This window comes from Streptomyces sp. NPDC059832 (assembly GCF_042731715.1).
In the GTDB taxonomy this organism is placed as follows: Bacteria; Actinomycetota; Actinomycetes; order Streptomycetales; family Streptomycetaceae; genus Streptomyces.
Genome location: NZ_JBHWIY010000015.1, coordinates 151,703 through 176,928, shown reverse-complemented (window position 1 = coordinate 176,928; position 25,226 = coordinate 151,703). Strand labels below are relative to the sequence as shown.

At 69.4% G+C, this 25,226-nt stretch carries 26 protein-coding genes; 10 read left to right on the top strand and 16 right to left on the bottom strand.

Annotated elements, in window-relative coordinates; all coding sequences use genetic code 11:
* Positions 1–431 precede the first annotated feature (431 nt).
* Positions 432–1,073 carry a DNA-3-methyladenine glycosylase gene (locus ACFV8T_RS26185; RefSeq protein WP_385331796.1) on the bottom strand — a complete coding sequence of 214 codons (642 nt, stop codon included), beginning with the start codon at positions 1,071–1,073 and terminating at the stop codon, positions 432–434.
* Between the two features lie 73 nt (positions 1,074–1,146).
* Between ACFV8T_RS26185 and ACFV8T_RS26180 the strand changes: the two genes are divergently transcribed.
* The 3 genes from ACFV8T_RS26180 (at position 1,147) to ACFV8T_RS26170 (ending at position 3,174) form a co-directional block, all read left to right on the top strand.
* On the top strand, positions 1,147–1,929 hold the full coding sequence (locus ACFV8T_RS26180; protein ID WP_266421221.1) for a sporulation protein: 783 nt from the start codon (positions 1,147–1,149) through the stop codon (positions 1,927–1,929).
* Positions 1,930–1,981: 52 nt separating this feature from the next.
* Positions 1,982–2,512, top strand: coding sequence for a YbhB/YbcL family Raf kinase inhibitor-like protein (locus ACFV8T_RS26175; protein ID WP_385331794.1), 531 nt, complete (start codon positions 1,982–1,984; stop codon positions 2,510–2,512).
* Positions 2,513–2,667: 155 nt separating this feature from the next.
* Complete coding sequence (locus tag ACFV8T_RS26170; protein ID WP_266421215.1) at positions 2,668–3,174, top strand: HNH endonuclease; 507 nt, start codon at positions 2,668–2,670, stop codon at positions 3,172–3,174.
* A gap of 60 nt (positions 3,175–3,234) precedes the next feature.
* Here the strand turns inward: ACFV8T_RS26170 and ACFV8T_RS26165 are convergent, their stop codons facing one another.
* From ACFV8T_RS26165 to ACFV8T_RS26150, 4 genes are all read right to left on the bottom strand, one after another.
* Complete coding sequence (locus ACFV8T_RS26165) at positions 3,235–4,002, bottom strand: sulfite exporter TauE/SafE family protein (RefSeq protein ID WP_266421212.1); 768 nt, start codon at positions 4,000–4,002, stop codon at positions 3,235–3,237.
* A 61-nt stretch (positions 4,003–4,063) separates the two neighbouring features.
* The gene (locus ACFV8T_RS26160; RefSeq protein WP_093539783.1) at positions 4,064–4,993 is read right to left on the bottom strand and encodes an SPFH domain-containing protein; all 930 of its coding nucleotides are present in this window, start codon (positions 4,991–4,993) and stop codon (positions 4,064–4,066) included.
* A gap of 152 nt (positions 4,994–5,145) precedes the next feature.
* Entirely contained in the window at positions 5,146–5,574 is a 429-nt protein-coding gene (locus ACFV8T_RS26155; protein WP_266421208.1) for an NfeD family protein, read from the bottom strand.
* Between the two features lie 91 nt (positions 5,575–5,665).
* Positions 5,666–6,463, bottom strand: a complete 798-nt coding sequence (locus tag ACFV8T_RS26150; RefSeq protein ID WP_124718429.1) for an ABC transporter ATP-binding protein — start codon at positions 6,461–6,463, stop codon at positions 5,666–5,668.
* Positions 6,464–6,605: 142 nt separating this feature from the next.
* Between ACFV8T_RS26150 and ACFV8T_RS26145 the strand changes: the two genes are divergently transcribed.
* Positions 6,606–7,391 (top strand): hypothetical protein, encoded by a 786-nt coding sequence (locus ACFV8T_RS26145; protein WP_385331790.1) that lies wholly within the window; start codon positions 6,606–6,608, stop codon positions 7,389–7,391.
* Between the two features lie 98 nt (positions 7,392–7,489).
* Here the strand turns inward: ACFV8T_RS26145 and ACFV8T_RS26140 are convergent, their stop codons facing one another.
* The 3 genes from ACFV8T_RS26140 to ACFV8T_RS26130 form a co-directional block, all read right to left on the bottom strand.
* A complete protein-coding gene (locus tag ACFV8T_RS26140; RefSeq protein ID WP_385331788.1) occupies positions 7,490–7,738 on the bottom strand; it encodes a chaplin family protein in 249 nt (82 codons plus the stop codon).
* Positions 7,739–7,892: 154 nt separating this feature from the next.
* Positions 7,893–8,537 carry a response regulator transcription factor gene (locus ACFV8T_RS26135; RefSeq protein ID WP_266421199.1) on the bottom strand — a complete coding sequence of 215 codons (645 nt, stop codon included), beginning with the start codon at positions 8,535–8,537 and terminating at the stop codon, positions 7,893–7,895.
* Entirely contained in the window at positions 8,530–9,675 is a 1,146-nt protein-coding gene (locus ACFV8T_RS26130) for a GAF domain-containing sensor histidine kinase (RefSeq protein ID WP_385331785.1), read from the bottom strand. Before ACFV8T_RS26130 ends, ACFV8T_RS26135 begins: the two co-directional genes overlap by 8 nt.
* Before the next feature lie 441 nt (positions 9,676–10,116).
* On the opposite strand from ACFV8T_RS26130, the gene ACFV8T_RS26125 reads away from it, so the two are divergent.
* Complete coding sequence (locus tag ACFV8T_RS26125; RefSeq protein ID WP_385331783.1) at positions 10,117–10,893, top strand: transglycosylase SLT domain-containing protein; 777 nt, start codon at positions 10,117–10,119, stop codon at positions 10,891–10,893.
* A 90-nt stretch (positions 10,894–10,983) separates the two neighbouring features.
* Here the strand turns inward: ACFV8T_RS26125 and ACFV8T_RS26120 are convergent, their stop codons facing one another.
* The gene (locus ACFV8T_RS26120) at positions 10,984–13,554 is read right to left on the bottom strand and encodes an FHA domain-containing protein (protein WP_385331780.1); all 2,571 of its coding nucleotides are present in this window, start codon (positions 13,552–13,554) and stop codon (positions 10,984–10,986) included.
* A 376-nt stretch (positions 13,555–13,930) separates the two neighbouring features.
* Between ACFV8T_RS26120 and serB the strand changes: the two genes are divergently transcribed.
* A complete protein-coding gene (gene serB, locus ACFV8T_RS26115; RefSeq protein WP_385331778.1) occupies positions 13,931–15,196 on the top strand; it encodes a phosphoserine phosphatase SerB in 1,266 nt (421 codons plus the stop codon).
* 132 nt (positions 15,197–15,328) lie between these two features.
* Here serB and ACFV8T_RS26110 read toward each other — a convergent pair whose 3' ends face one another.
* The 4 genes from ACFV8T_RS26110 to ACFV8T_RS26095 form a co-directional block, all read right to left on the bottom strand.
* Positions 15,329–15,847 carry a histidine phosphatase family protein gene (locus tag ACFV8T_RS26110; protein WP_266421185.1) on the bottom strand — a complete coding sequence of 173 codons (519 nt, stop codon included), beginning with the start codon at positions 15,845–15,847 and terminating at the stop codon, positions 15,329–15,331.
* Between the two features lie 74 nt (positions 15,848–15,921).
* Positions 15,922–16,128, bottom strand: coding sequence for a hypothetical protein (locus ACFV8T_RS26105; RefSeq protein WP_385331774.1), 207 nt, complete (start codon positions 16,126–16,128; stop codon positions 15,922–15,924).
* 151 nt (positions 16,129–16,279) lie between these two features.
* Positions 16,280–16,390, bottom strand: coding sequence for an SGM_5486 family transporter-associated protein (locus ACFV8T_RS26100; RefSeq protein WP_093539771.1), 111 nt, complete (start codon positions 16,388–16,390; stop codon positions 16,280–16,282).
* A gap of 26 nt (positions 16,391–16,416) precedes the next feature.
* Entirely contained in the window at positions 16,417–17,718 is a 1,302-nt protein-coding gene (locus ACFV8T_RS26095; RefSeq protein ID WP_385331771.1) for a CynX/NimT family MFS transporter, read from the bottom strand.
* Between the two features lie 158 nt (positions 17,719–17,876).
* Here ACFV8T_RS26095 and ACFV8T_RS26090 point away from each other — a divergent pair, with 158 nt between their 5' ends.
* The gene (locus tag ACFV8T_RS26090; protein WP_385331769.1) at positions 17,877–18,551 is read left to right on the top strand and encodes a FadR/GntR family transcriptional regulator; all 675 of its coding nucleotides are present in this window, start codon (positions 17,877–17,879) and stop codon (positions 18,549–18,551) included.
* Positions 18,552–18,567: 16 nt separating this feature from the next.
* Here ACFV8T_RS26090 and ACFV8T_RS26085 read toward each other — a convergent pair whose 3' ends face one another.
* The 3 genes from ACFV8T_RS26085 to fabG form a co-directional block, all read right to left on the bottom strand.
* Positions 18,568–18,945 (bottom strand): hypothetical protein, encoded by a 378-nt coding sequence (locus ACFV8T_RS26085; RefSeq protein ID WP_385331766.1) that lies wholly within the window; start codon positions 18,943–18,945, stop codon positions 18,568–18,570.
* A gap of 167 nt (positions 18,946–19,112) precedes the next feature.
* On the bottom strand, positions 19,113–19,880 hold the full coding sequence (gene fabI, locus ACFV8T_RS26080) for an enoyl-ACP reductase FabI (protein ID WP_385331764.1): 768 nt from the start codon (positions 19,878–19,880) through the stop codon (positions 19,113–19,115).
* Positions 19,881–19,885: 5 nt separating this feature from the next.
* Positions 19,886–20,605, bottom strand: a complete 720-nt coding sequence (gene fabG, locus ACFV8T_RS26075; RefSeq protein WP_266421169.1) for a 3-oxoacyl-[acyl-carrier-protein] reductase — start codon at positions 20,603–20,605, stop codon at positions 19,886–19,888.
* A 232-nt stretch (positions 20,606–20,837) separates the two neighbouring features.
* Between fabG and ACFV8T_RS26070 the strand changes: the two genes are divergently transcribed.
* Genes ACFV8T_RS26070 through tyrS form a run of 3 tightly spaced genes read left to right on the top strand, consistent with a single transcriptional unit; the run spans position 20,838 to position 25,077 of the window.
* Entirely contained in the window at positions 20,838–22,361 is a 1,524-nt protein-coding gene (locus ACFV8T_RS26070) for a TldD/PmbA family protein (protein WP_385331762.1), read from the top strand.
* Complete coding sequence (locus ACFV8T_RS26065; protein WP_385331759.1) at positions 22,358–23,752, top strand: metallopeptidase TldD-related protein; 1,395 nt, start codon at positions 22,358–22,360, stop codon at positions 23,750–23,752. The genes ACFV8T_RS26070 and ACFV8T_RS26065 overlap by 4 nt, the downstream gene beginning before the upstream one ends.
* 59 nt (positions 23,753–23,811) lie before the next feature.
* Positions 23,812–25,077, top strand: a complete 1,266-nt coding sequence (tyrS, locus tag ACFV8T_RS26060; protein WP_266421160.1) for a tyrosine--tRNA ligase — start codon at positions 23,812–23,814, stop codon at positions 25,075–25,077.
* Positions 25,078–25,226: the final 149 nt, after the last annotated feature.

Genomic DNA, 25,226 nt, shown 5'->3' with positions numbered 1-25,226 from the left:
CTCACCCTCTCGGGCTTTCCTCCGGGCTTTTCCCTTCGGTCTTGCGTTTCCGACTCTATCAGACTCTTTCGTGTCCGATTCCCGGTCGAAGCGGGGTGTGCTTTCCAGTTCTTCGCTCTCGCGTTTCCCTTTCCGGCGGTTCCAACCTTACCAGACTCTTTTTCGTTCCGTTTCCGGTCCGAATTTGAATTCCGGTGACCTTGGATAGGTCTTCGCCTTTCGGCGTGTCCACTACATTAACCGATTTCCTTGGCGACTCATAATCGAGTCGAAGGGCTTGAATTACGGCATGCCGAATTCGCACCCGCCAGGGTGAGTCGAAGGTAGTGGTTGGTCGCTCCGGGATGCTCGGATGCGGTCTGATGGACCGTACCGACAGCAGTACCCGTTTCAAGCGGCTCGGACTACATTAGGCGGCCCTCAAGGGCGAGTCAAGTTGCGCGGCGGCGTGGCACATGGGCCCGGTACGGGCTCACCGTGGGGTCCCCGTCGATCCAGAAGCGCCAGGGGTGTGTGGCTCCATCGCCGCCCACTCCGGTGCGTGGGCCGTTGCGTACCTGGTCACGTGGTGGTGGGGTGCCGTGCAGCACGGACAGGGAGGCGCCGGGGTGGGCGATGGCGTCGGTGCCGTTCAGTGCTCGGTCGACATCGAGGGCGGTGGCCAGGCGGGCCGGGCCTTTGGCCAGTTCCTTGTCATTGCGGGCCGAGTTTCGTCGTTCGCGGGTGAGTTCGGCGCCGACCTGGATGTCGCCGGCGCGGAGCAGGACCCCACTGGCCCGGCCCTCGGGGCCGCACACCAGGTTGAGGCAGTGCCACATGCCGTAGGTGAAGTAGACGTACGCGTGGCCGGGCGGTCCGAACATGACGCTGTTGCGTGCGGTGCGGCCTCTGAACGCGTGCGATCCGGGATCGATCTCGCCGGCGTACGCCTCCACCTCCGTGAGGCGGAGCTCGATGGGTCCGTCCGGTGTGGCACGTACCAGGGTCCGGCCCAGGAGGTCGGGTGCCACGTCCAGTACGGGGCGGTCGAAGAAGTCGCGTGTCAGCGGCGTACGTTCCAGGCCCTCGATCATGGCGGTCGAGGGTACCGGGAACCGACTACGGTCGTGGCGCGTATGTAGGGGTCAGGACCAAGGAGGAGTAAACATGGGCTTCAAGCGGCTGCTCGCGAGCATGGGTGCCGGTGGCGCTTCGGTGGAGACCGAGCTCTCCGAGCTCAACGTCGTCCCGGGTGGGGTCGTCCAGGGTGAGGTGCGGGTCCAGGGCGGATCCGTGGATCAGCAGATCGAGGGACTCTCCGTGGGGCTGCAGGCCCGGGTCGAGGTAGAGGGCCATGACACGGAGACCAAGCAGGACATCGAGTTCACCAAGCTGCGGCTCGGTGGCGCGTTCGAGGTGCGGGCCGGTGCCGTGCACGTCGTACCCTTCGGGCTCGAAATTCCGTGGGAGACGCCGATCACGATGTTCGCCGGTCAGCATCTGCACGGCATGAACATAGGTGTGACCACGGAGCTGGAGATCGCGCGGGCGCTGGACTCGGGCGATCTGGACCCGATCAATGTGCACCCGCTGCCGGCTCAGCAGGCCATCCTCGACGCCTTCGGGCAGCTCGGCTTCGGCTTCCGCAGCGCGGACATGGAGCGCGGTCACATTCGCGGTACGCGTCAGCGACTGCCGTTCTACCAGGAGATCGAGTTCTTCCCGCCGCAGCAGTACCGCGGTCTGAACCAGGTGGAGCTGACGTTCGTCGCGGACGACCGTGAGATGGATGTCGTCCTGGAGATGGACAAGAAGGCGGGGCTCTTCAGCGAGGGAAGCGACTCGTACCGCGCGTTCAAGGTCGGGCTGAACGACTTCCAGGGGACCGACTGGGCGGCGTACCTCAATCAGTGGCTGGCGCAGGTCGGCGGTCAGCGCAACTGGCTCTAGGGTCGGTGGGAGATCTGCTGACAGCAGTAGAGCGATCAGGAGAGGTGCTGACGTGACCGAGCCGAAGAGGGCGCCGCTGCCGCACGACTTCCATCCGGAGGTGCCGTCGTTCACGGTGGTGAGCGAGGATCTCGCCCCCGGCGCCGTGCTGGCGGACGCCCAGGTGTTCGCGGCCGGGAACACCTCGCCGCAGCTGCGGTGGGAGGGTTTCCCGGCGCAGACCAAGAGTTTCGCCGTGACCTGCTTCGATCCCGATGCTCCTACGGGCAGTGGATTCTGGCACTGGGTGCTCTTCGACATCCCGGCGTCGGTCACGGAGCTGCCGGCCGGTGCGGGCAGCGGGAAATTCGAGGGGCTGCCCGCCGGTGCCGTGCAGGTCCGTAACGACTACGGGTCGAAGGAGTTCGGCGGTGCCGCACCGCCGGCCGGCGAGAACCACCGTTATGTGTTCACCGTGTACGCGGTGGACACCGAGAAGCTGGGTGTCGACAGCGATGTGTCGCCCGCGGTCGTCGGGTTCAATCTGCGGTTCCACACGCTGGGCCGTGCCCAGCTGATCGGTGAGTACACGGGTCCCGCGTAGCGCCCGCCGAGCCGAGAGTTCCCCTGCTGTTTGCCCTGCCCTGGTCTTGGAGAGACCAGGGCAGGGCATTTTTATTGCGTTGTCCATCACGGCCTGCCCAGCCAGAGTTGATCCGGGCCTGCCAGGGGGCGGGCGGCACACGGGAGGTGGGCGGGATGCGGGACACGCTGGTACTGAACGCGAGCTTCGAGCCGCTGTCGACGGTGACGCTGAACCGTGCGGTGGTGCTGATCCTGCAGGACAAGGCCGTCGTCGAGCAGTCGCATCCCGATCTCCGCATGCGTGGCGCCGCCGTGGACATTCCGGTACCCCGGGTGATCAGGCTCTGCCGGTACGTACGGGTGCCGTTCCGAAGACATGCCCCGTGGTCCCGGAGGGGTGTGCTGATACGGGACCAGCACCGGTGCGCGTACTGCGGGCGGCGGGCGAGCACCGTCGACCATGTCGTGCCGCGCGCCCAGGGGGGTCAGGACACCTGGCTCAACACGGTGGCGTCCTGTGCCGAGGACAACCACCGCAAGGCGGCCCGGACGCCGGAGCAGGCGGGGATGCCGCTGCTGCGTCAGCCGTTCGTGCCGTCTCCCGCACAGGCGATGCTGCTGGCGCTGGGGGCCGGTGAGCGGTCGGAGCTGCCGGAGTGGCTGGACCGCGCCGCGGCGTAGTCGGCGTACGCATTTCGTCGTGGCGGAAGCCCGTCTCCGGGGGAGGCGGGCTTCCCTGTGTCAGCGGAGCAGCAGCTGGACGATGGCGACCGTGCCGACCGCGACGATGAGCACGCGCAGGACGGTGGGGCTGAGGCGGCGGCCGATCCTGGCGCCGATCTGGCCACCCAGCGCGGAGCCGACCGCAATCAGCACGACGGCCGTCCAGTCGAAGTCCGCGACGAAGAGGAAGAAGAGCGCGGCGATGCTGTTGACGACGGCGGCCAGGACGTTCTTGACGGCGTTGAGGCGCTGCATGGTGTCGTCGAGCAGCATGCCCATCAGGGAGAGGTAGATGATCCCCTGGGCGGCGGTGAAGTAGCCCCCGTAGACGCTGGCGAGCATCAGTCCGACGAAGAGGAGCGGTCCGCCGTCGGGGTGGGCGCGGGTGCCGCTGTGTTCGCGTCGGCGCTGGACCGCTTTGCTGATGCGTGGTTGCAGGATGACCAGGGCGAGGGCCAGCGCCACCAGGATCGGCACGATGGTCTCGAAGGCCGTGGAAGGCAGGGTGAGCAGGAGGGTGGCGCCGGTGAGGCCGCCGATGAGTGCGCCGACCGCGAGCTTGCGTACGCGACGGCCCTGTCCCGCGAGTTCCTTGCGGTAGCCGATGGCGCCGCTGACGGAGCCGGGGATCAGGCCGAGGGCGTTGGAGACGGTGGCCGTGACCGGGGGCAGACCGGTGGCGAGCAGCACGGGGAAGGTGATCAGCGTGCCCGAGCCGACGATCGTGTTGATCGTGCCGGCGCTGATTCCCGCGACGAAGACGGCAAGCATCTCCCAGATGTTCATGGCGCATCCCCCGTGCATGATCGGTGCTTGGTGCACTGATCATGCACGGGGCGTGTACGCGTCATTCGACCGGGGGTTGCTCCCGGCGTTCCTTGCCGGTGTCGAACCCCGGGACGCCGTTGCCGAGGTTGCCGAAGGCGCCGCTGAGGCCCTTGAGGGCGTCGCCGATCTCGCTGGGCACGATCCAGAGCTTGTTGGCGTCGCCTTCGGCGATCTTCGGAAGCATCTGGAGGTACTGGTACGAGAGGAGCTTCTGGTCCGGGTCGCCGGCGTGGATGGACTCGAAGACCGTACGGATCGCCTGGGCCTCGCCCTCGGCGCGCAGGGCCGATGCCTTGGCCTCACCTTCGGCACGCAGGATCGCGGACTGCTTCTCGCCCTCCGCGGTGAGGATCGCGGACTGGCGCGTTCCTTCGGCCTGGAGGATCGCGGCGCGCTTGTCACGGTCGGCGCGCATCTGCTTCTCCATCGAGTCCTGGATGGAGGTGGGCGGTTCGATCGCCTTGAGCTCGACGCGGTTGACGCGGATGCCCCACTTGCCGGTGGCCTCGTCGAGGACTCCGCGCAGGGCCGCGTTGATCTCCTCGCGGGAGGTCAGGGTCCGCTCCAGGTCCATGCCACCGATGATGTTGCGGAGGGTGGTGACGGTGAGCTGCTCGATCGCCTGGATGTAGCTGGCGACTTCGTAGGTCGCGGCCCTCGCGTCGGTCACCTGGTAGTAGATGACGGTGTCGATATTGACGACCAGGTTGTCCTGGGTGATCACCGGCTGGGGCGGGAACGGCACGACCTGTTCACGGAGGTCGATGCGGTTGCGGATGGAGTCGATGAAGGGAACGACGATGTTCAGGCCTGCGTTGAGCGTGCGGGTGTAGCGGCCGAAGCGCTCCACGATGGCGGCGCTGGCCTGCGGGATGACCTGGATCGTCTTGATCAGGGCGATGAAGACGAGCACCACCAGAATGATCAGGACGATGATGATCGGTTGCATCGTGTTCCTCATTGCCCTTCGGTTGCCGACGGATCGCGATGATCGAGGTCGAGATCGAGATCGCGGGAGGGACCGGATGTCGTGCCGGTCCCGATCTCATGATGATCGACATCAAGTCTGACAGAACACGCTCTGCCTTGTGGGTGGTTCGGTCACATGACGACTGCCGTGGCTCCGTCGATGTCGACGACATCGACCTGTTGGCCCGGATCGAAGCTCTGGCCCTCGTCGAGTGCGCGGGCGGACCAGATCTCCCCGGCCAGCTTGATCCGGCCGCCGCTGCTGTCGACCCGTTCCAGGACGACGGCCTGACGGCCCTTCAGGGCATCGATGCCGGTGGCGAGTTGGGGCCGGTCGGTGCGGTGCCTGGCGGCGATCGGGCGAACCACGGCGATGAGCGCCACGGAGACCACGACGAATACCAGTACCTGGGCCACGATGCCGCCGCCGAGTGCCGCGACGACTGCCGCGGCGACCGCTCCGACGGCGAACATGCCGAACTCGGGCATCGCAGTCATGACGAGTGGGATGCCCAGTCCCACCGCGCCGATCAGCCACCACACCCACGCGTCGATGTCCACGTGGTCATGGTAGGACCGAGGGCGCCCTCGCCGACAGGGCGCAAGCGGGCCACTGCGCCCGGCGGGGCCCGTTGTGTCCGGAGGTTGTCGCCTAGGAGAGCGGCAGTCCGTGGGCGGTGTAGCGGTCGCCGGTGTGCTCGACGACGAGCGGCAGGCCGAAGCAGAGGGAGAGGTTGCGGGAGCTGAGCTCGGTCTCCATGGGACCGGCGGCGAGCACCTTGCCCTGGCGGATCATCAGGACGTGGGTGAAGCCGGGGGCGATCTCCTCGACATGGTGGGTGACCATGATCATGGAGGGGGCGTACGGGTCGCGGGCCAGTCGGCCGAGGCGGCGGACCAGGTCCTCGCGGCCACCGAGGTCGAGACCTGCGGCGGGCTCGTCGAGGAGCAGCAGCTCGGGGTCGGTCATCATGGCGCGGGCGATCAGGGTGCGCTTGCGCTCGCCCTCGGACAGGGTGCCGAACTTGCGGTCGAGGTACTCGGTCATGCCGAGCCGGTCGAGGAAGGCGCGGGCGCGCTCCTCGTCGACGGCCTCGTAGTTCTCGTGCCAGGTGGCGGTCATGCCGTACGCGGCGGTGAGCACCGTCTGCAGCACGGTCTGGCGCCGGGGCAGCTTCTCGGCCATGGCGACGCCCGCGATGCCGATGCGGGGGCGGAGCTCGAAGACATCGGTGCCGACGCCGCCGAGCTGCTCGCCGAGGACCTTGGCGGTGCCGGTGCTCGGGAAGAGGTAGCTGGACGCGATGTTGAGGAGGGTGGTCTTGCCGGCGCCGTTCGGGCCGAGGATGACCCAGCGCTCCCCCTCCTTGACCGACCAGGAGACGTCGTCCACCAGAGCGCGTCCGTCGCGGACCACGGATACGTCCACCAGCTCCAGTACATCGCTCATGGCGCGTTGTCTCCCCATGCAGTGTCGAGATCGTCGGTGCCTGTGGGCACAGCTCCCAGGGAAATCTACGCCACCGTACGAGTGCTCCCGGCGCTGGGCCCGCGTGACGACAGGCCCCGGGCCCGTTGCCTAGGCTGTTCCCATGCTTTCGGAACCACGCTCAGGGCTGTTGGCCGCTTGGGGAAACGCGCTTCTGGCGGGACTGGTGTCGCCGGACGAGGCGGCGCTCGCCATTGTCGGGGAGGACGCGGTGCACCGCGTCGAGGGACTGCCGGGCGAGGCGGGGCCGGTCGGGCTCACGCTGGCGCTCGGGCGGTTGCGGGCTCTGGGGGTGACGGGTTTCCGGGTGGCGTTGCCGGCGCCCGGCCATCCGCTGGGGCTGAGCGGTCCGCCGGAGTTCAACGCGCGGGCGTTGGAGGCGGAGGAGGCGGTGGTGGCCTTCGGCGCACCGTACGGGCTGGTTCCCGAGGTGCGTGAGGCGGGGCCGGAAGGGGATCTGCACGTCGAGGTGGTGTGGCGTTGTCTTCCCGTGCGGGAGGCGCCGCCGGCCGATGTGCCGTCGCTGAGCGAGGCGGAGCGGGAGCTCGCCGAGGGGTTGCGGGACGCGACGGCGATGCTGTCGCGGTTGGACGTGGCCGGTTCGGGGCCGGTGGCCGAGGCGGCGGTGGACGCGTACCGGGCACGGGCGGAGCGAGGGCGCGAGGTGCTGGCTCCGGGGTACCCGCCGCGGGCGGTGCGGGTTCTGGAGCTCGCGCAGCGGGTGGGGCTGCTGATCTCGGTGGCGTACGAGAACGGGCACGGCGGCGCGGTGAGCGCTTCGGAGATCGCGGCCCGGGGTGAGGTGCTGCGGCCGGTGGAGCGGGTGGCCCGGCGGGCGCAGGTCGCCGCGTACAACGCGTATGTGGAGGAGCGCGAGCGGGAGCGGTAGGCCCTGGTCGGGTCGGCTCCCGGTGTCGCCGGACGGGCTCGACGCGCTCCGTCCGGCGACGTATGACCGCGGGTTCGGTCGGCCGGGCCCGGGGTCGGTCAGCCGTTCGGGCCGAGGTTGCCGAAGGCCGGGTTGAGCAGGCCGATCACGCCGACCGTGCTGCCGACCACGTTCACCGGGACGTCCACCGGGACCTGGACGACGTTGCCGCCGGCCACGCCCGGGGAGTGGGCCGCGACACCATGGGTGCCCGCGCCGTGCCCGGTGGCGGAGGCCGCGCCCGCGCCGGCGGCGATGATTCCACCGGCGATCGCGGTAACGGCAGCGGCCTTCTTCAGGTTCTTCACTTCAGGACTTCAGGATCCTCCTGGCGTGGCTGCGGCCAGCCGCCACAGCACCCTGGGGAACGCCTCGGAGTCGACCGGGTGGCACCGTCCGGGTGGCACCCACCCGACAGTATGAATCTCAGTCCGGAAGAAAAAGGGTCCGCTTCGCTGCCGGTCAGCCCGCCGCCCCGTGCCGGACGGCCCAGAGCGCCGCCTGGGTCCGGTCCGAGAGATCCAGCTTCATCAGAATGTTCGAGACGTGTGTCTTGACGGTCTTCTCGGAGAGGACCAGCGCCCGCGCGATCTCGCGGTTGGAACGGCCGTCGGCGATCAGGCCCAGCACCTCCCGTTCCCGTTCGGTGAGCGTGCTCCCCCGGCCCGTACCGCTGCCCGGGTCCTCCTGGGCGAGCAGGGCTCCCGCGACCTCCGGCTGGAGCAGGACGTGGCCCGCGTACACCGAGCGGATGGCGCCGGCCAGGGCGTCCGGGTCGACGTCCTTGTACACGTAACCGGAGGCTCCGGCACGCAGGGCGGGGACCACGGTGCGCTGCTCGGTGAAGCTGGTGACGATGAGGACCTTGGCCGGGTTCTCCAGCTCGCGGAGCCTGCGCAGGGCCTCGATGCCGTCGGTGCCGGGCATCTTGATGTCCATCAGGACGACGTCGGGGCGCAGCTCCTCGGTCCTGGCCACCCCCTCGGCGCCGTCGGCCGCCTCGCCGACCACTTCTATGTCGTCCTGGATCTCCAGGAACGTACGCAGACCGCGGCGGACCACCTGGTGGTCGTCGACCAGCAGCACCCTGATGATCTTGTCAGCCACCGGGTACCTCCATCTCGATCGTGGTGCCCTTGCCGGGCGCCGATTCAACGGTGAGCCGTCCGCCGACGCCGTTCGCGCGGTCCCGCATCGACACCAGGCCCAGATGCCGGCCCGCCTGCCGGGTCGCCGCGGGTTCGAAGCCGCCGCCGTCGTCGGTGATCCGCAGCAGCGTCCCGCTGCCGTGCCGGGCCAGCGTGACATCGACGTGTTCCGCCCCGGAGTGGCGCAGTGCGTTGTGCAGGGCTTCCTGGGAGACCCGGAGCAGCGCCTCCTCCTGTGCGGCGGGCAGGGCCCGTATGCCCAGGCTCTCGAAGGTGACCCGGGCGGTGTGGGCCCGGTCCAGGACCTGGATCTGGGTACGGAGGGTGGCGATGAGACCGTCCTCGTCGAGTGCCGCGGGGCGCAGCTCGACGACGGCGGCGCGCAGCTCGTCCACGGCTTCGGCGGCGAGTGCGGCGACCTGCTGGAGCTCGCCCTTGGCGCGGGCCGGGTCGCGGTCCACCAGGGCGGTGGCCGCCTGGGCCGTCAGCCGCAGCGAGAAGAGCTTCTGGCTGACCGCGTCGTGCAGCTCATGGGCGAGCCGCGAGCGCTCCTCGGCGATGGTGAGCTCCCGGCTCCGCTCGTAGAGGCGGGCGTTGGTCAGGGCTATCGCCGCGTGCTGGGCGAGGATGGCCAGCAGTTCCTCGTCCTCGGCGGTGAAGCCGCAGCTGCCCTCGGGTTTGGGGCAGCGCTTGTTGGCGAGGAAGAGCGCGCCGATGATCTCCTCGCCGTCCTTGATGGGCAGGCCGAGGAAGTCGGACATGTCGGGGTGGGCGGTGGGCCAGCCCTCGAAGCGGGGGTCCTTGCGGACATCGGCGAGGCGCTCGGCCTTCGCCTGGTGGAGCATCGCGGCGAGGATGCCGTGCTGTCTGGGCAGCGGGCCGATGGCCTTCCACTGCTCGTCGCTGACGCCGTCGACGACGAACTGGGCGAAGCCCCCGTGATCGTCGGGGACGCCCAGGGCGGCGTACTCGGCGTCCAGCAGTTCGCGGGCCGAGGCGACGATCGTCTTCAGGACGTCGCGTACTTCGAGATGCCGGCTCATGGCGAGCAGCGCGGCGCTCACGGCTGCGAGACCCGACGGTGGGCGATGGCTCATGGCCTCACCGTACCGGCGGGGTCCGAACGCCGTATCGGCCTGTGGACGGCCTGGGATTAGGGCGCAGGGCCTAGGTCCGGCCGCCCGCGCACCGGAGCGGCGACCGCGTCGCACGGCCGCCCCAGAGCCGGAATCTGACACTCCGAATTGCTGACGCAACGGTTGGTCAGGTTGTTACCCGGCCGATGTGAGGCCGCGCATAGGACCCACGTCACTTACGAAGTCTGCTAGTGGACACATAAGCACCACATCAGTGGTCATGAGCGCGGCCCGACACGTTCGAGCGGGGTCCTGATCCACTACCGGGGTTCGTACGTCACACCTTTGCCACCGGATTTTGCTGGCGCTAAGAATTGCACTCGTCCCCGACGGAGATGCGAAACGCCGCTTCCCGTCTTCGTCCTCCGTGAGGACCCCCGCAATACGAAGAGGTAAGTCTGCATGTCCGTGTCCAGCATCCCCGGCCGTCGTCGTCGCCTGAACAAGACCCAGAAGCTCTCCGTCGCGGGTATCTCCGCCATGGCCGCCGCCGCGCTCTCGTTCTCGCTCGTCCCCGCCAACGCCGACCCCAAGCCCGAGGCCGAGACCCCTGTGTCCGCCGCCCCCGTGGTCTTCGCGTCGGTTGCCGGTACTCCGCAGGCCAAGGCCGTGCAGGCCAGCATCATCGAGCAGCACTCCACCGCCGAGAAGCTGGTGAAGGCCGCCGACCTCGCCAGGGCCAAGAAGGCCGCCGCCGCGAAGGCCAAGGCCGCCAAGGCCGCCGAGGTCAAGGCCCAGGCGAAGGCGAAGGCCGAGGCGAAGGCCAGGGCCGCCGCCAAGGTGAAGGCCGAGGCCGTCGCCGCGAAGCGCTCCCAGACGCAGGCCGCCAGCCGCTCCGAGGCGCGCACCCCGGTCTACGCCAACAACCTGAACGGCTGGATCAACCAGGCCCTGGACATCATGCGGGCCCACGGCATCCCCGGCTCGTACGACGGTCTGCACCGCAACATCATGCGTGAGTCGACCGGTAACCCGAACGCGGTCAACGGCTGGGACATCAACGCCCAGAACGGCACCCCGTCCTGCGGCCTGCTCCAGGTCATCCAGCCGACGTTCAGCGCGTACCACGTCCCCGGTACCTCGTCGAACATCTACGACCCGGTCGCCAACATCACGGCCGCGGCCAACTACGCGGCCGACAAGTACGGCTCGATCGACAACGTCAACAGCGCGTACTGACCGGCGGAGCACCCGGCCGGACAGCATCCGCATACGCCGAAGGGCGGCACCCCGCGCGGGGTGCCGCCCTTCGGCTTCGGCGTGCGGTGCCTACTTGCGCATGACCTCCGGCTCGTGGCGGCGCAGCAGTCGCGCGACCACGACGCCGCAGATGATGCCGAGCACCAGGAGTACCGAGATGTTGATCCCCCACTGGCCGGCCGAGTGCTCCCACAGCGGGTCCAGATCGGTCGGGTTCTTGGGGTCCCACGGCGCCATGAGGTGCGAGAGATCCAGCGTCGTGCCCGCGCCGGCGATGGCCCAGCGGGACGGCATCAGCCAGGCGAACTGCTCCAGGCCGGGCGATCCGTACACCTGGAAGAGGATGCCGGTGAAGACGACCTGGACGATCGCGAACATGACCAGCAGCGGCATGGTCTTCTCGGCGGTCTTCACCAGCGAGGAGATCACCAGGCCGAACATCATCGAGGTGAAGCCGAGCGCGATGATCGTCAGGCAGATCTCGACGGCCGGCGGCATGATCAGACCCTCGGCCGGCAGCTCACGGGTGGCGAAGCCGATGCCGCAGATGATGACGCCCTGGATGGCGGTGATCACGCCGAGGACGATCACCTTGGACATCAGATAGGCGGAGCGGGACAGACCGGTGGCCCGTTCCCGTTCGTAGATGACGCGTTCCTTGATCAGTTCTCGTACGGAGTTGGCCGCACCGGAGAAGCACATGCCGACCGCGAGGATCAGCATGATCGTTCCGGCAGCGCTGTTGAACCGGGACGGCGGGTCCGGCGGGGCCAGGCCGAACTTGGCCGGGATGACCACGCTGACGACGCCGAGCACGGCGGGCAGGATCACCATCAGGCCCATGAAGCCCTTGTCGGACGCGATCACCGAGACGTAGCGGCGCATCAGCGTCCACAGCTGGGCCGACCAGCTCTGCGGCTTCGGCGGGCGCATCTGCTGCGGGGGCGGCATGTGCACGGACTGCGCGGCGACGGCGTCGATGTCCGCGGCGTACATCTGGTAGTGCTGCGAACCGCGCCAGCGGCCCGCCCAGTCGTAGTCGCGGTAGTTCTCGAACGCGGAGAAGACGTCGGCCCAGGTGGTGTAGCCGAAGAAGTTGAGCGCTTCCTCCGGCGGGCCGAAGTAGGCGACGGAACCGCCCGGCGCCATGACGAGCAGCTTGTCGCAGATCGCCAGCTCGGCGACGGAGTGCGTGACGACCAGGACGGTGCGGCCGTCGTCGGCCAGTCCGCGCAGCAGCTGCATGACATCGCGGTCCATGCCCGGGTCGAGGCCGGAGGTCGGCTCGTCCAGGAAGATCAGCGACGGCTTGGTGAGCAGCTCCAGGGCGACGGAGACGCGCTTGCGCTGCCCGCCGGAGAGCGAGGTGACCTTCTTGTCCTTGTGGATGTCGAGCTTGAGCTCGGCGAGGACTTCGAGGATCCGGGCCTGGCGCTCGGCCTCGGTGGTGTCCGCGGGGAAGCGGAGCTTGGCCGCGTACTTGAGGGCCTTGGTGACGGTGAGTTCCTTGTGCAGGATGTCGTCCTGCGGGACCAGACCGATGCGCTGGCGCAGTTCGGCGAATTGCTTGTACAGGTTCCGGTTGTCGTAGAGGACGTCGCCCTGGTTGGCGGGCCGGTAGCCGGTGAGCGCCTTGAGCAGGGTGGACTTTCCGGATCCCGACGGGCCGATGACCGCGACGAGCGACTTCTCCGGGACACCGAAGGAGACGTCCTTGAGGATCTGCTTCCCGCCGTCGACCGTCACCGTGAGGTGGCGGGCGGAGAAGGAGACCTCACCGGTGTCGACGAACTCCTCAAGCCGGTCGCCGACCAGGCGGAAGGTCGAGTGACCGACACCGACGATGTCGTTGGGGCCGATGAGCGCGGAGCCGGACTTGGAGAGCGGCTGACCGTTGACGTACGTGCCGTTGTGGGATCCGAGGTCACGGATCTCGAAGCGGCCGTCGGGGGTCGCGTGGAATTCGGCGTGGTGGCGCGAGACCTGGAGGTCGGAGACGACCAGTTCGTTCTCCAGCGCACGTCCGATGCGCATCACACGGCCGAGGTCCAGCCGGTGGAACGTGGTCGGACTGCGGTCGCCGTACACCGGCGGGGCCCCCGCGGCCCCGCCGGGACCGCCCGCGCCGGGTGTCCTCGCCATGCCCTGCTGCTGCGGAACCTGCGGCTGCGCGGGCTGCTGCGGCGGCGGGCCCTGGGGGGCCTGCTGCTGCCAGCCCTGCTGCGGCTGCTGCGGAGCGGGTGCCTGCTGGCCGGGCCAGCCGGGGCCGCCCTGCTGCGGCTGGGCGGGGGCCTGCTGGGCGCCCGCGCCCTGCCCGCTGTACACATCGGCGCCGGCCGCGGCGGTGATGCTCAGCCGCGGGCCGTCAGTGGCATTGCCCAGATGCACGACGGAGCCGGGGCCGATCTCCAGCTGCTGGATCCGGCTGCCCTGCGCATAGGTGCCGTTGGTGCTGCCGTGGTCCTCGATGAACCAACTCCGGCCCCCCCAGCTGATCGTGGCATGCCGCCACGACACCCTGGCGTCGTCGATCGTCAGGTCGCCCTGCGGATCGCGCCCGAGGGTGTACGACCTGGACGGATCGAGCGTCCAGGTCCTTCCATTCAATTCCAGTACGAGTTCCGGCACTCCGCGCCCCACTAGTTGTCCCCCGAATTGCCCCCGTCACAGGGAGCCTAGGGATGCTGAACATCGTGAGGAACTATTCCAGGAGCAGTCCCGGATACGAAAGTCGGGCGGGGTGAAGACCCTGCCGAGACCTGCATCGTTACGGTGCTGACACGAATAGAGGGAGCAGTGCACGGTAAGTACCCCGAGTGCACGCGAACCGCTAGCAAAAGGGACATCCAGGGCGGCTCGACCCTCTGCATTCCGTCCGCCGGCCACCGGACGGATCCGGACGCGCGCGGTCCGTCACCGCGCGTGTGCTCCGGGCGGGGGTACGGGGCCGACGCGCTGTCCGGTCCTCGGGACGGGCCTTCGGCGCCTCGGAGCGGACCGATACGGTGGAAGCACCATGAGCGCATCTCAGCCACCTCGGTCCTCCTCGTCTCCTGAGTCCCCTGAGCCCCCTGAGTCCCGTCGGGGCACCGACACACCCACCCTTCTCGTCAAGATCTTCGGGAAGGACCGCCCCGGCATCACCGCCGGGCTCTTCGACACCCTCGCCGCCTACTCGGTCGATGTCGTCGACATCGAGCAGGTCGTCACCCGTGGCCGCATCGTCCTGTGCGCGCTGGTCACCGCCCCGACCGCGGGTGGCACCACCGAGGGCGATCTGCGGGCGACCGTGCACAGCTGGGCCGACTCGCTGAGGCTTCAGGCCGAGATCATCTCCGGTACGGGCGACAACCGGCCGCGTGGCGACGGGCGTTCCCATGTGACGGTGCTCGGGCACCCGCTGACCGCGGAGTCGACCGCCGCCATAGCGGCCACGATCACCTCCACCGGCGGCAACATCGACCGGATCTTCCGGCTCGCGAAGTACCCGGTCACGGCAGTCGAGTTCGCGGTGTCCGGCACCGGGACCGAGGAGCTGCGGACCGCACTGGCGACGGAGGCGGCCGGCATCGGGGTCGATGTCGCGGTGGTGTCGGCCGGGCTGAGCCGCCGGGCGCAACGGCTGGTCGTCATGGACGTCGACTCGACGCTCATCCAGGACGAGGTCATCGAACTGTTCGCCGCTCACGCGGGCTGCGAGGACAAGGTCGCCGAGGTGACCGAGCAGGCGATGCGCGGCGAGCTCGACTTCGAGCAGTCGCTGCACGCACGGGTGGCGCTGCTGGCCGGGCTCGATGTGTCGGTGGTGGACAAGGTGCGCGCCGAGGTGCGGCTGACGCCGGGCGCGCGCACCCTGATCCGTACGCTGAAGCGGCTCGGCTACCAAGTGGGTGTCGTCTCGGGCGGGTTCACCCAGGTCACCGACGATCTGAAGGAACGGCTCGGGCTCGACTTCGCCTCTGCCAACACCTTGGAAGTGGTCGACGGGAAGCTCACGGGCCGGGTCGTCGGCGACATCGTCGACCGGGCCGGCAAGGCCCGGCTGCTGCGCAGTTTCGCCGCGCAGGCCGGGGTGCCGCTGGCGCAGACCGTCGCTATCGGTGACGGTGCGAACGACCTGGACATGCTGAACACCGCCGGGCTCGGGGTGGCCTTCAACGCCAAGCCGGTGGTCCGCGAGGCCGCGCACACCGCGGTGAACGTGCCGTTCCTGGACACCGTGCTGTATCTGCTCGGCATCACCCGCGAGGAGGTCGAGGCCGCCGACGGCCTCGTCGACTGAGACGTACGGGCGCTGAGCGCTCGCGCGTACCGGCACCGACACGCTCGCGCGTACCGGCACTGACGTATTCGCGCATACGAAACAGGGCCCCGGCGCTTTCCGCACCGGGGCCCCGCTCGTACGGCAGCGGGATCAGTCGTTGGGCGTCCAGTACTCGACCAGCCTGCCCACTCCGTGCTCCACGCCCTTCCAGGAGCCGGTGAACTCGACGACGGCGAACGCGGCGGTGGGGAATCCGCCTCGGGTCATCCGGGTCAGGGCGTCGCCCTCGGCCGATTCCGAGAGGGCGTCGGCGACCGCGTGCATGCCGGGGTTGTGGCCGATGACCAGGAGGTCGTGCACATCGTCGGGGGTCTCGTTGATCAGGGCGATGAGCTCACCGAGGGACGCCTCGTACAGCCGCTCCTCGTACACCGTCCTGGGGCGGTGCGGCATCTCGTGGACGGCCAGCTTCCACGTCTCGCGCGTCCTGGCGGCGGTGGAGCAGAGGGCCAGATCGAGGTCGATCCCGGAGTCGACGAGTTTGCGGCCTGCGACGGGGGCATCCTTGCGGCCACGTTCCGCGAGCGGCCGCTCGTGGTCGGAGTCCTGCGACCATTCCGCCTTTGCATGCCTGAGAAGGACGATCCTGCGAGGTGTATCGACGCTCATACACCTCAGCTTCGCACGAAATGTGCCGCCCGGCGCAGGGTGTTGAAGTGCCTGTGCGGGGTGCGCGGGCACCGTCAGCCGGTCACCAGGGCCGTGATTCGCGCAAGCAACCGGCTGATCGCCGGGTCGGTGGTCGCGGCGTGCGCCTCGCCGGGTCCCACGATCAGCAGAAGCAGTGCGGCGAACGCGAGCGCGGGCAGCGCGATGGCCCACCACGGCAGCCGCACCTCGACACTGCCCGTGGCCGGGTGAGGGGTACGGGTGTGCGTTCGGGCCGGCATGTCCGCCTCCGTGGGTCATCGGTACTGATACCGAAAACCTACGGATCCGGGGCCGGGGTCCCCATCCGGCGACCCACCCACTTCACCCTGACCCTGGCCCCCTAGGGGACACGGGGGTTAACCCCACCATCGGCGACCGCGGCCGCGCGGCTCAGGGGGACGCGATCGAGGCGATCACCGCGACGATCACGGTGATCAGCAGCATCGCGCCGAGTACGACGAGGAGCTTCTTCTGACCGTTCTGGGGATTCGGGTCGAGCACAGGAGACATGGCCCCAGTCTCGCACCTCAGCACTCGTCCTCGATCGTCCGGTCCCGCCCGGCCAGGATCCCGACCGCCATCTGCGGCACCATCAGGCCCGCCATCAGTGCGATCGGCAGCTCCCAGCCGCCGCTGTGCTGGTAGAGCACACCGATCAGCAGCGGTCCCGGGATCGAGATCAGGTAGCCGACGGACTGGGCGAACGCCGACAGCCGGACCACTCCCGCGCCGGTGCGCGAGCGCATGCCGATCATGGTCAGGGCGAGCGGGAAGGAGCAGTTCGAGATGCCGAGGAGCAGCGCCCAGGCCCAGGCCCCACCGGCCGGTGCGAAGTAGAGGCCCGCGTAGCCGATGAGGCCGCAGCTGCCGAGGAAGACGACGATGGGACCCTGGTTCTTCATCCGGGCCGCGACCCTCGGGATGACGAAGGCGAGCGGCACGCCCATCGCCATGGTCACGGCGAGCAGCACACCCGCGGTACCGGCCGAGACCCCGGCGTCGCGGAAGATCTGCGGCATCCATCCCATGGTGATGTACGCGGCGGTGGCCTGCAGGCCGAAGAAGCAGGCGAGGCCCCAGGCGGTGCGACTGCGGGTGATCCTGAGGGCCGAGGTGTCCGGGTGCTGGGCGGCGGGCTGCCCCGGGGCGCCGCGCCGGTCCCGTACCACCGGGATCCAGGGCAGGATCGCGACGGCGGCGAGCACGGCCCAGACGCCGAGTCCAAGCCGCCAGCTGCCGCCCAGCGCGCTGGTCATGGGCACGGTCACCGCGGCGGCGAGCGAGGTGCCGAGGGCCAGGGCCATCGAGTAGAGCCCGGTCATGGAGCCGACCCGGTCGGGGAACCAGCGCTTGACGATCACCGGCATCAGGACGTTGCTGACGGCGATGCCCATGAGGGCGAGGGCGCTCGCGGCGAGGAAGCCGGCCGTCCCGCCGACGAGCGGCCGGATCACCAGACCGGCGGTGATGGCGATCATCCCGGCGCAGACGACCGCCCCCGGGCCGAAGCGGCGGGCGAGGCGAGGCGCCATGATGCCGAAGACCGCGAAGCAGAGCGGCGGTACGGAGGTGAGGACGCCGGCGACGCTGCCGCTCATGTGCAGCCCGTCCCGTACCTCTTCGAGGAGGGCGCCGAGGCTGGTGATGGCGGGGCGGAGGTTGAGCGCGGTGAGGACCAGCCCGACGACGACCAGCCGGAGCAGCCAGGGAGCGGGCCCGTCGGCGGTCCGTGCCGTCCGCGGGTCCTGCGGGGTCTGCGTGTCCGTGGGTTTCGTGGGGGCGTCCGCCGTGGTGGCGGGGCTCAGGGTCCGGGTCTCGTCGTCGGGCATGAGGCCCATCATAGAATCATGGGATGATTGATTGTCCAATCACGCGAGGGTCCCTCTGAGACCATTCGCTCCAGGCACGGCAACGACAGCAACTCCCGTCACCCCTCACCGCACCGGCAACCCGACTCATCACCCCAGCAACCCGACCAAGGAGCACCATGGCGCTGACGTCTCCGCGGCGTTCGGCACTCGCCGACCAGGTGATTGCCCAGCTCAGGAATCAGATCACCTCGGGCGAGTGGCCCGTGGGGTCACGCATTCCCACCGAGCCCGAGCTGGTGGAGCAGCTGGGGGTGGCCCGCAACACCGTCCGGGAGGCCGTGCGCGCCCTCGCGCACAACGGGCTGCTGGACATCCGGCAGGGTTCGGGCACCTATGTCGTCGCCACCAGCGAGCTGGCCGGGGTGATGCACCGCCGCTTCGCCTCCGCCGATCCGCGCCATGTCGCCGAGCTGCGCTCCACCCTGGAGTCGTCGGCGGCGAGGCTGGCCGCCGCCCGGCGCACCGAGCGGGATCTGAAGCAGCTGGACGCGCTCATGGCGCACCGGGAGGAGACCTGGGCCGCGGGTGACGCCGAGGCGTTCGTCGCGGCGGACGCGACGCTGCACCTGGCCGTGGTCGCGGCCTCGCACAACGACGTGCTGACCGGCCTCTACGCCGACCTGGGCGATCTGCTGCGCGACTATCTCAGGGGCGACATCGGTCATGAGCTGCGGCCGGAGAACCACATGGACCACGGCAGGCTGGTCGAGGCGATCCGGGCCGGGGACGGGGAGACGGCGGCGGCCGAGGCCGCGGGCCATGCGCTGAGCTGTCTGGTGGACCGGGCCTGAGGTACGTCCGGCGGCCCTAGACCGCGCCCTGCACCCGGTGCGTGACCCAGACGGAGCCGACTTCCTTCCAGCAGCGGTCGTCGAGCCGTACGGTCCGCCCGGGGCCCACGTCGACCGGGGGGGCATCGGCGTCCATGTCCCACCAGAGGCGGCATTCGGTGTGCAGTTGCACGCGGTCGGTGGAGGGGTACGGGTTGTGGCAGTAAGCGACGACCCGGGAGCCCCGGACCGACGTACGGCATTCGGATCCGGCGGGGTCCGGGGTGGGAGCGTCAGGGGTGGATGCCCCGGCTCCCGCCCGTCCCGCCACGGATATCGCCACCGGGGCGGCGAGTCCGGCGACGGCTATGGAGGCCGCCAGCAGTATCCCGGTCCGGCGACGTGTGGAGCGCATGGCGACCTCCTCCCCGTAGCCCGACCCGAAGTCCGGTTCACCACATTCTGCGGTGGATCGACCATCTTTTCGACTTGAGCGGGCCGGAGCCGGGCGCGGACACGACACAGCCGCGTACCGCCTGCCAGGAGGCGGTACGCGGCTGTGTCTGAGCCTGTCGTACGAGATCAGGCACCCATCATGTGCACGCCACCGTCGACGTGGATGATCTCGCCCGTGGTCTTCGGGAAGAAGTCCGAGAGCAGCGCGACGACGCCGCGACCGGCCGGCTCCGGGTCCGCCATGTTCCAGGACAGCGGGGAGCGGGTGTTCCAGACATCCGCGAGCTCGGAGAAGCCCGGGATGGACTTCGCGGCCATGGAGCCGATCGGTCCGGCGGAGATCAGGTTGCAGCGGATGCCGTCCTTGCCCAGGTCGCGGGCGAGGTAGCGGGAGGTGGCCTCCAGCGCGGCCTTGGCCGGGCCCATCCAGTCGTACTGCGGCCAGGCGAACTGCGCGTCGAAGGTGAGGCCGACGATCGAGCCGCCCTCGCTCATCAGCGGCTTGCAGGCCATGGCGAGCGACTTCAGCGAGAACGCCGAGACGTGCATCGCGGTGGAGACGGACTCGAACGGGGTGTTCAGGAAGTTGCCGCCGAGCGCGTCCTGCGGCGCGAAGCCGATGGAGTGCACGACGCCGTCCAGCGAACCGAGCTCCTCACGGACCAGGCCTTCGAGCCGGTCCAGGTGCTCGGTGTTGGTCACATCCAGCTCGATGACCTTGGCCGGCTTCGGCAGCTTCTTGGCGATGCGCTCCGTCAGCGTGGGCCGGGGGAACGCGGTCAGGATGACTTCGGCGCCCTGCTCCTGGGCCACCTTCGCGGTATGGAAAGCGATGGACGACTCCATCAGCACACCTGTGATGAGGATGCGCTTGCCGTCGAGAATTCCGCTCATGGTGATCAGTGACCCATGCCCAATCCGCCGTCAACGGGGATGACGGCTCCAGTGATGTACGACGCGTCGTCGGAGGCGAGGAAGCGCACCGCGGCGGCGATCTCCTCGGGCTGCGCGTAGCGGCCGAGCGGCACCTGGGACACGATGCCCTTGCGCTGCTCCTCGGTGAGCACCTGCGTCATGTCGGTGTCGACAAAACCGGGCGCGACGACGTTGAAAGTGATGTTCCGGGAACCGAGCTCGCGGGCCAGCGACCGGGCGAAGCCGACCAGACCCGCCTTGGACGCGGCGTAGTTCGCCTGCCCGGCCGAGCCGAGGAGCCCGACGACGGAGGAGATGAGGACGACGCGGCCCTTCTTGGCGCGCAGCATGCCGCGGTTGGCGCGCTTGACGACCCGGAAGGTGCCGGTGAGGTTGGTGTCGACGACGGACGTGAAGTCGTCCTCGGACATCCGCATCAGCAACTGGTCCTTGGTGATACCGGCGTTGGCGACCAGCACCTCCACGGGACCGTGCTTCTCCTCGATCTCCTTGTAGGCCTGCTCCACCTGCTCGGCGTCGGTGATGTCGCAACGGACCGCGAGAACACCGGCCTCGGTGAGCGCCGCGGGCGGCTCGCCGGAGCGGTAGGTGATCGCGACCTTGTCGCCGTTGTCGGCGAAAGCGCGGGCGATGGCGAGGCCGATGCCCCGGTTTCCTCCGGTGACGAGAACCGAGCGGCTCAACGGATCACCCTTTCCCTAGCGGTCTGGTACGTCGAAAACCTATCGGTACCAGGTGCTCCACGAGCAATCGGCCCCTGACAGCGCCTTCCCCCGGGCACTGTGGGATTCCTACAGAGGGTCGTCCGGCGGGTTGCGTTGCGTCCGGCCCGTGGCGGCGGTGTCCGATTAACCGCCGGTGCGGTCACCGTCCGGCGTGATTCACTTCCGTGGTGTATCGAGAAGGGAATTCCCTGTGCCCCACGAGGTAGATCAGTCATTCCTGGCCCTGCCGCTGCGGGCCCTCGCCGACGCGGCGCTCGCCCGCGCGCGTGCGCTGGGTGCCGTGCATGCCGACTTCCGGCTGGAACGGGTGCGCAGCGCGTCCTGGCGGCTGCGGGACGCCCGGCCCGCCGGGTCCTCGGACACCACCGATCTCGGCTACGCGGTGCGGGTGGTGCACGGCGGGGCCTGGGGGTTCGCGTCCGGGGTGGACCTGACGATGGACGCCGCGGCGAAGGTGGCCTCGCAGGCCGTCGCCATGGCGAAGCTGTCGGCCAAGGTGATCGCGGCGGCCGGCTCCGACGAGCAGGTCGAGCTGGCGGACGAGCCGGTGCACGGCGAGCGGACCTGGGTCTCGGCGTACGACGTCGACCCCTTCGGCGTACCGGCCGAGGAGAAGGCGGGGCTGCTCGCCGACTGGAGCGGCCGGCTCCTGGGCGCCGAGGGCGTCGCGCATGTGGACGCCTCGCTGATGACCGTCCACGAGAACAAGTTCTACGCGGACACGGCCGGCACCGTGACCACCCAGCAGCGGGTGCGGCTGCATCCGCAGTTCACCGCGGTCGCCGTGGACGGGACCACCGGTGAGTTCGACTCGATGCGGACGATCGCCCCGCCGGTGGGCCGCGGTTGGGAGTACCTGACCGGAACCGGCTGGGACTGGAACGACGAGCTGGAGCGGATTCCCGGGCTGCTGGCCGAGAAGATGCGGGCGCCGAGCGTCGAGGCGGGGACGTACGACCTGGTCGTCGACCCGTCCAACCTCTGGCTGACCATCCACGAGTCGATCGGCCACGCCACCGAGCTGGACCGGGCGCTGGGCTACGAGGCGGCGTACGCCGGGACCTCGTTCGCCACCTTCGACCAGCTGGGGAAGCTGGCGTACGGCTCCCCCGTGATGAATGTGACCGGTGACCGCACCGCCGAGCACGGGCTCGCGACGATCGGATACGACGACGAGGGTGTCGAGGCGCAGTCCTGGGACCTGGTCAAGGACGGGACGCTGGTCGGGTACCAGCTGGACCGGCGGATCGCGAAGCTGACGGGGCTGGGCCGTTCCAACGGCTGCGCGTACGCGGACTCGCCGGGCCATGTCCCCGTGCAGCGGATGGCCAATGTGTCGCTGCGCCCGGATCCGGGCGGGCTGTCCACGGAGGACCTGATCGGCGGGGTGGAGCGCGGGATCTACGTGGTCGGCGACCGGTCCTGGTCGATCGACATGCAGCGCTACAACTTCCAGTTCACCGGGCAGCGGTTCTTCCGGATCGAGAACGGCAGGCTGGCCGGGCAGCTGCGCGATGTCGCGTACCAGGCGACGACGACGGACTTCTGGGGCTCGATGGAGAAGGTCGGCGGCCCGCAGACGTACGTCCTGGGCGGCGCCTTCAACTGCGGCAAGGCCCAGCCGGGCCAGATCGCGGCCGTCTCGCACGGCTGCCCCTCCGCCCTCTTCCGGGGCGTGAACATCCTCAATACGACGCAGGAGGCCGGACGATGAGCCGCGTCAGCAAGCCGCACGAGATCGTCGAGCGGGCGCTCGAACTGTCCACCGCCGACGGCTGTGTGGTCATCGCCGACGAGGAGTCGTCCGCGAATCTGCGCTGGGCCGGCAACGCGCTCACGACGAACGGGGTGACGCGGGGGCGGACCCTGACCGTCATCGCGACCGTCGACGGTGCGCAGGGCACCGCGTCCGGTGTGGTGTCGCGGTCCGCGGTCACCGCCGACGACCTGGAGCCGCTGGTGCGGGCCGCCGAGGCCGCGGCGCGCGGGGCCGGTCCGGCGGAGGACGCGCAGCCGCTGGTCACCGGAGTGCCCACGTCGCCCGACTTCACGGACGCACCGGCGGAGACGGACTCGGACGTCTTCGCGGAGTTCGCCCCGGCGCTCGGCGACGCCTTCGCCCGCGCCCGCTCCGGCGGCCGTGAGCTGTACGGCTTCGCCCACCACGAGCTGACCTCGACCTACCTCGGTACGTCGACGGGGCTGCGGCTGCGCCACGACCAGCCGACCGGGACGCTGGAGCTCAACGCCAAGTCCCCGGACCGCACCCGTTCGTCCTGGGCGGGCCGCGCGACGCGCGACTTCAAGGATGTCGACCCGGCCGAGCTGGACGCGGAACTGGCGCAGCGGCTGCGCTGGGCGGAGCGCCGCATCGAGCTGCCCGCCGGGCGGTACGAGACGCTGCTGCCGCCGACCGCCGTCGCCGATCTGCTGATCTACCAGCTGTGGTCGTCGGCCGCGCGGGACGCCGCGGAGGGCCGGACGGTGTTCTCCAGGCCGGGTGGCGGGACCAGGGTCGGCGAGCAGCTCTCCGAGCTGCCGCTGACGCTCCGCAGCGACCCGTACGCGCCGGGCCTGGAGTCGGCGCCGTTCGTGATCGCCCATGCCTCCGGGGACAGTGCCTCCGTCTTCGACAACGGTCTGCCGCTGACGCCGACCGACTGGATCCGGGACGGCCGGCTGGAGCACCTGACGACCACCCGGCACACGGCGGGGCTGACCGGGCAGCCGGTCGCGCCGACGATCGACAACCTGGTGCTGGAGGGCGGCGGTGAGCGGTCCCTGGAGGAGATGGTGGCCGCGACGACCGGGCGCGGTCTGCTGCTGACCTGCATGTGGTACATCCGGGAGGTCGATCCGGCCACGCTGCTGCTGACCGGGCTGACCCGCGACGGGGTGTATCTCGTCGAGGACGGCGAGGTCGTCGGCGAGGTGAACAACTTCCGGTTCAACGAGTCGCCGGTGGACCTGCTGTCGCGGGCCTCCGAAGCGGGCCGTACCGAGAAGACGCTGCCGCGCGAGTGGGGCGACTGGTTCACCCGGTCCGCGATGCCCGCGCTGCGGATCCCCGACTTCAACATGAGTTCGGTGAGCCCCGGCGTGTGACCCGCCTAGACTGAGCAGGAAAACCACTACCCGTACGCATCACGAGGAGCACCGGAACCGTGACGGACATCGTCGACGAGCTGAAGTGGCGTGGGCTGTTCGCCCAGTCCACTGATGAGGACGCACTGCGCAAGGCTCTCGCGGACGGTCCCGTCACCTTCTATTGCGGCTACGACCCCACCGCGGCGAGTCTGCACGTCGGCCATCTGGTTCAGGTGCTCACCATGCGCCGGCTCCAGCGGGCCGGTCTGCGTCCGCTCGCCCTGGTGGGCGGGGCCACCGGTCAGATCGGTGACCCGCGGCCGACCGCGGAGCGCACGCTGAACGATCCGGAGACGATCGCCGCCTGGGTGTCGCGACTGCGGTCCCAGATCGAGCCGTTCCTGTCCTTCGAGGGCGAGAACGCGGCGGTCATGGTGAACAACCTGGACTGGACCGCGGGCATGTCCGCGATCGAGTTCCTCCGGGACATCGGCAAGCACTTCCGGGTCAACAAGATGCTCACCAAGGAGTCCATCGCCCGGCGGCTGGAGTCCGACGAGGGCATCAGCTACACCGAGTTCAGCTACCAGCTGCTCCAGAGCATGGACTTCCTGGAGCTGTACCGGCGCCACGGCTGCACTCTCCAGCAGGGCGGCAGCGACCAGTGGGGCAACCTCACCGCGGGTCTCGACCTGATCCACCGCCTGGAGCCGGGCGCCGAGGTGCACGCGCTGGCGACCCCGCTGATGACGAAGGCGGACGGCACCAAGTTCGGCAAGTCCGAGAGCGGCGCCGTCTGGCTCGACCCGGAGATGACCACGCCGTACGCGTTCTACCAGTTCTGGCTGAACGTGGACGACCGCGACATCTCCCGCTACATGCGCATCCTCAGCTTCCAGAGCCCTGCCGAGCTGGAGGAGCTGGAGAAGGTCACCGAGGAGCGTCCGCAGGCCCGGACGGCACAGCGCGCGCTGGCCGAGGAGCTGACGACGCTGGTGCACGGCGCGGACCAGTGCGCCGCGGTCATCGCCGCGTCGAAGGCGCTCTTCGGCCAGGGCGAGCTCGGCGAGCTGGACGAGGCGACGCTCAGCGCCGCACTGTCCGAGGTGCCGCACGCCCGGGTCACCGAACTCGGCCCGCTGGTGGATCTCCTGGTGGAGGTCGGCCTGGCGCCGAGCAAGTCGGGCGCCCGCCGCACGGTGAAGGAGGGCGGTGCGTACGTGAACAACGTCAAGGTCACGGACGGCGAGAGCGCACCGGCCCGCGAGGAACTGCTGCACGGGCGCTGGCTGGTGCTGCGCCGGGGCAAGAAGAACCTCGCCGCCGTCGAGGTCACCGGCTGATCCCGGACCGTACGCGCACTGGGGGGGGGGGAAAGGCACCCGGGTTCGGACACAAGGTGTGCTGTCCCCTAGGTCCGGGACTCTGCTCTGGAAACCCGAAAAAAAAACCAAACATCGTGGCAAAAACCGCAAACAAAACAACAACCCCG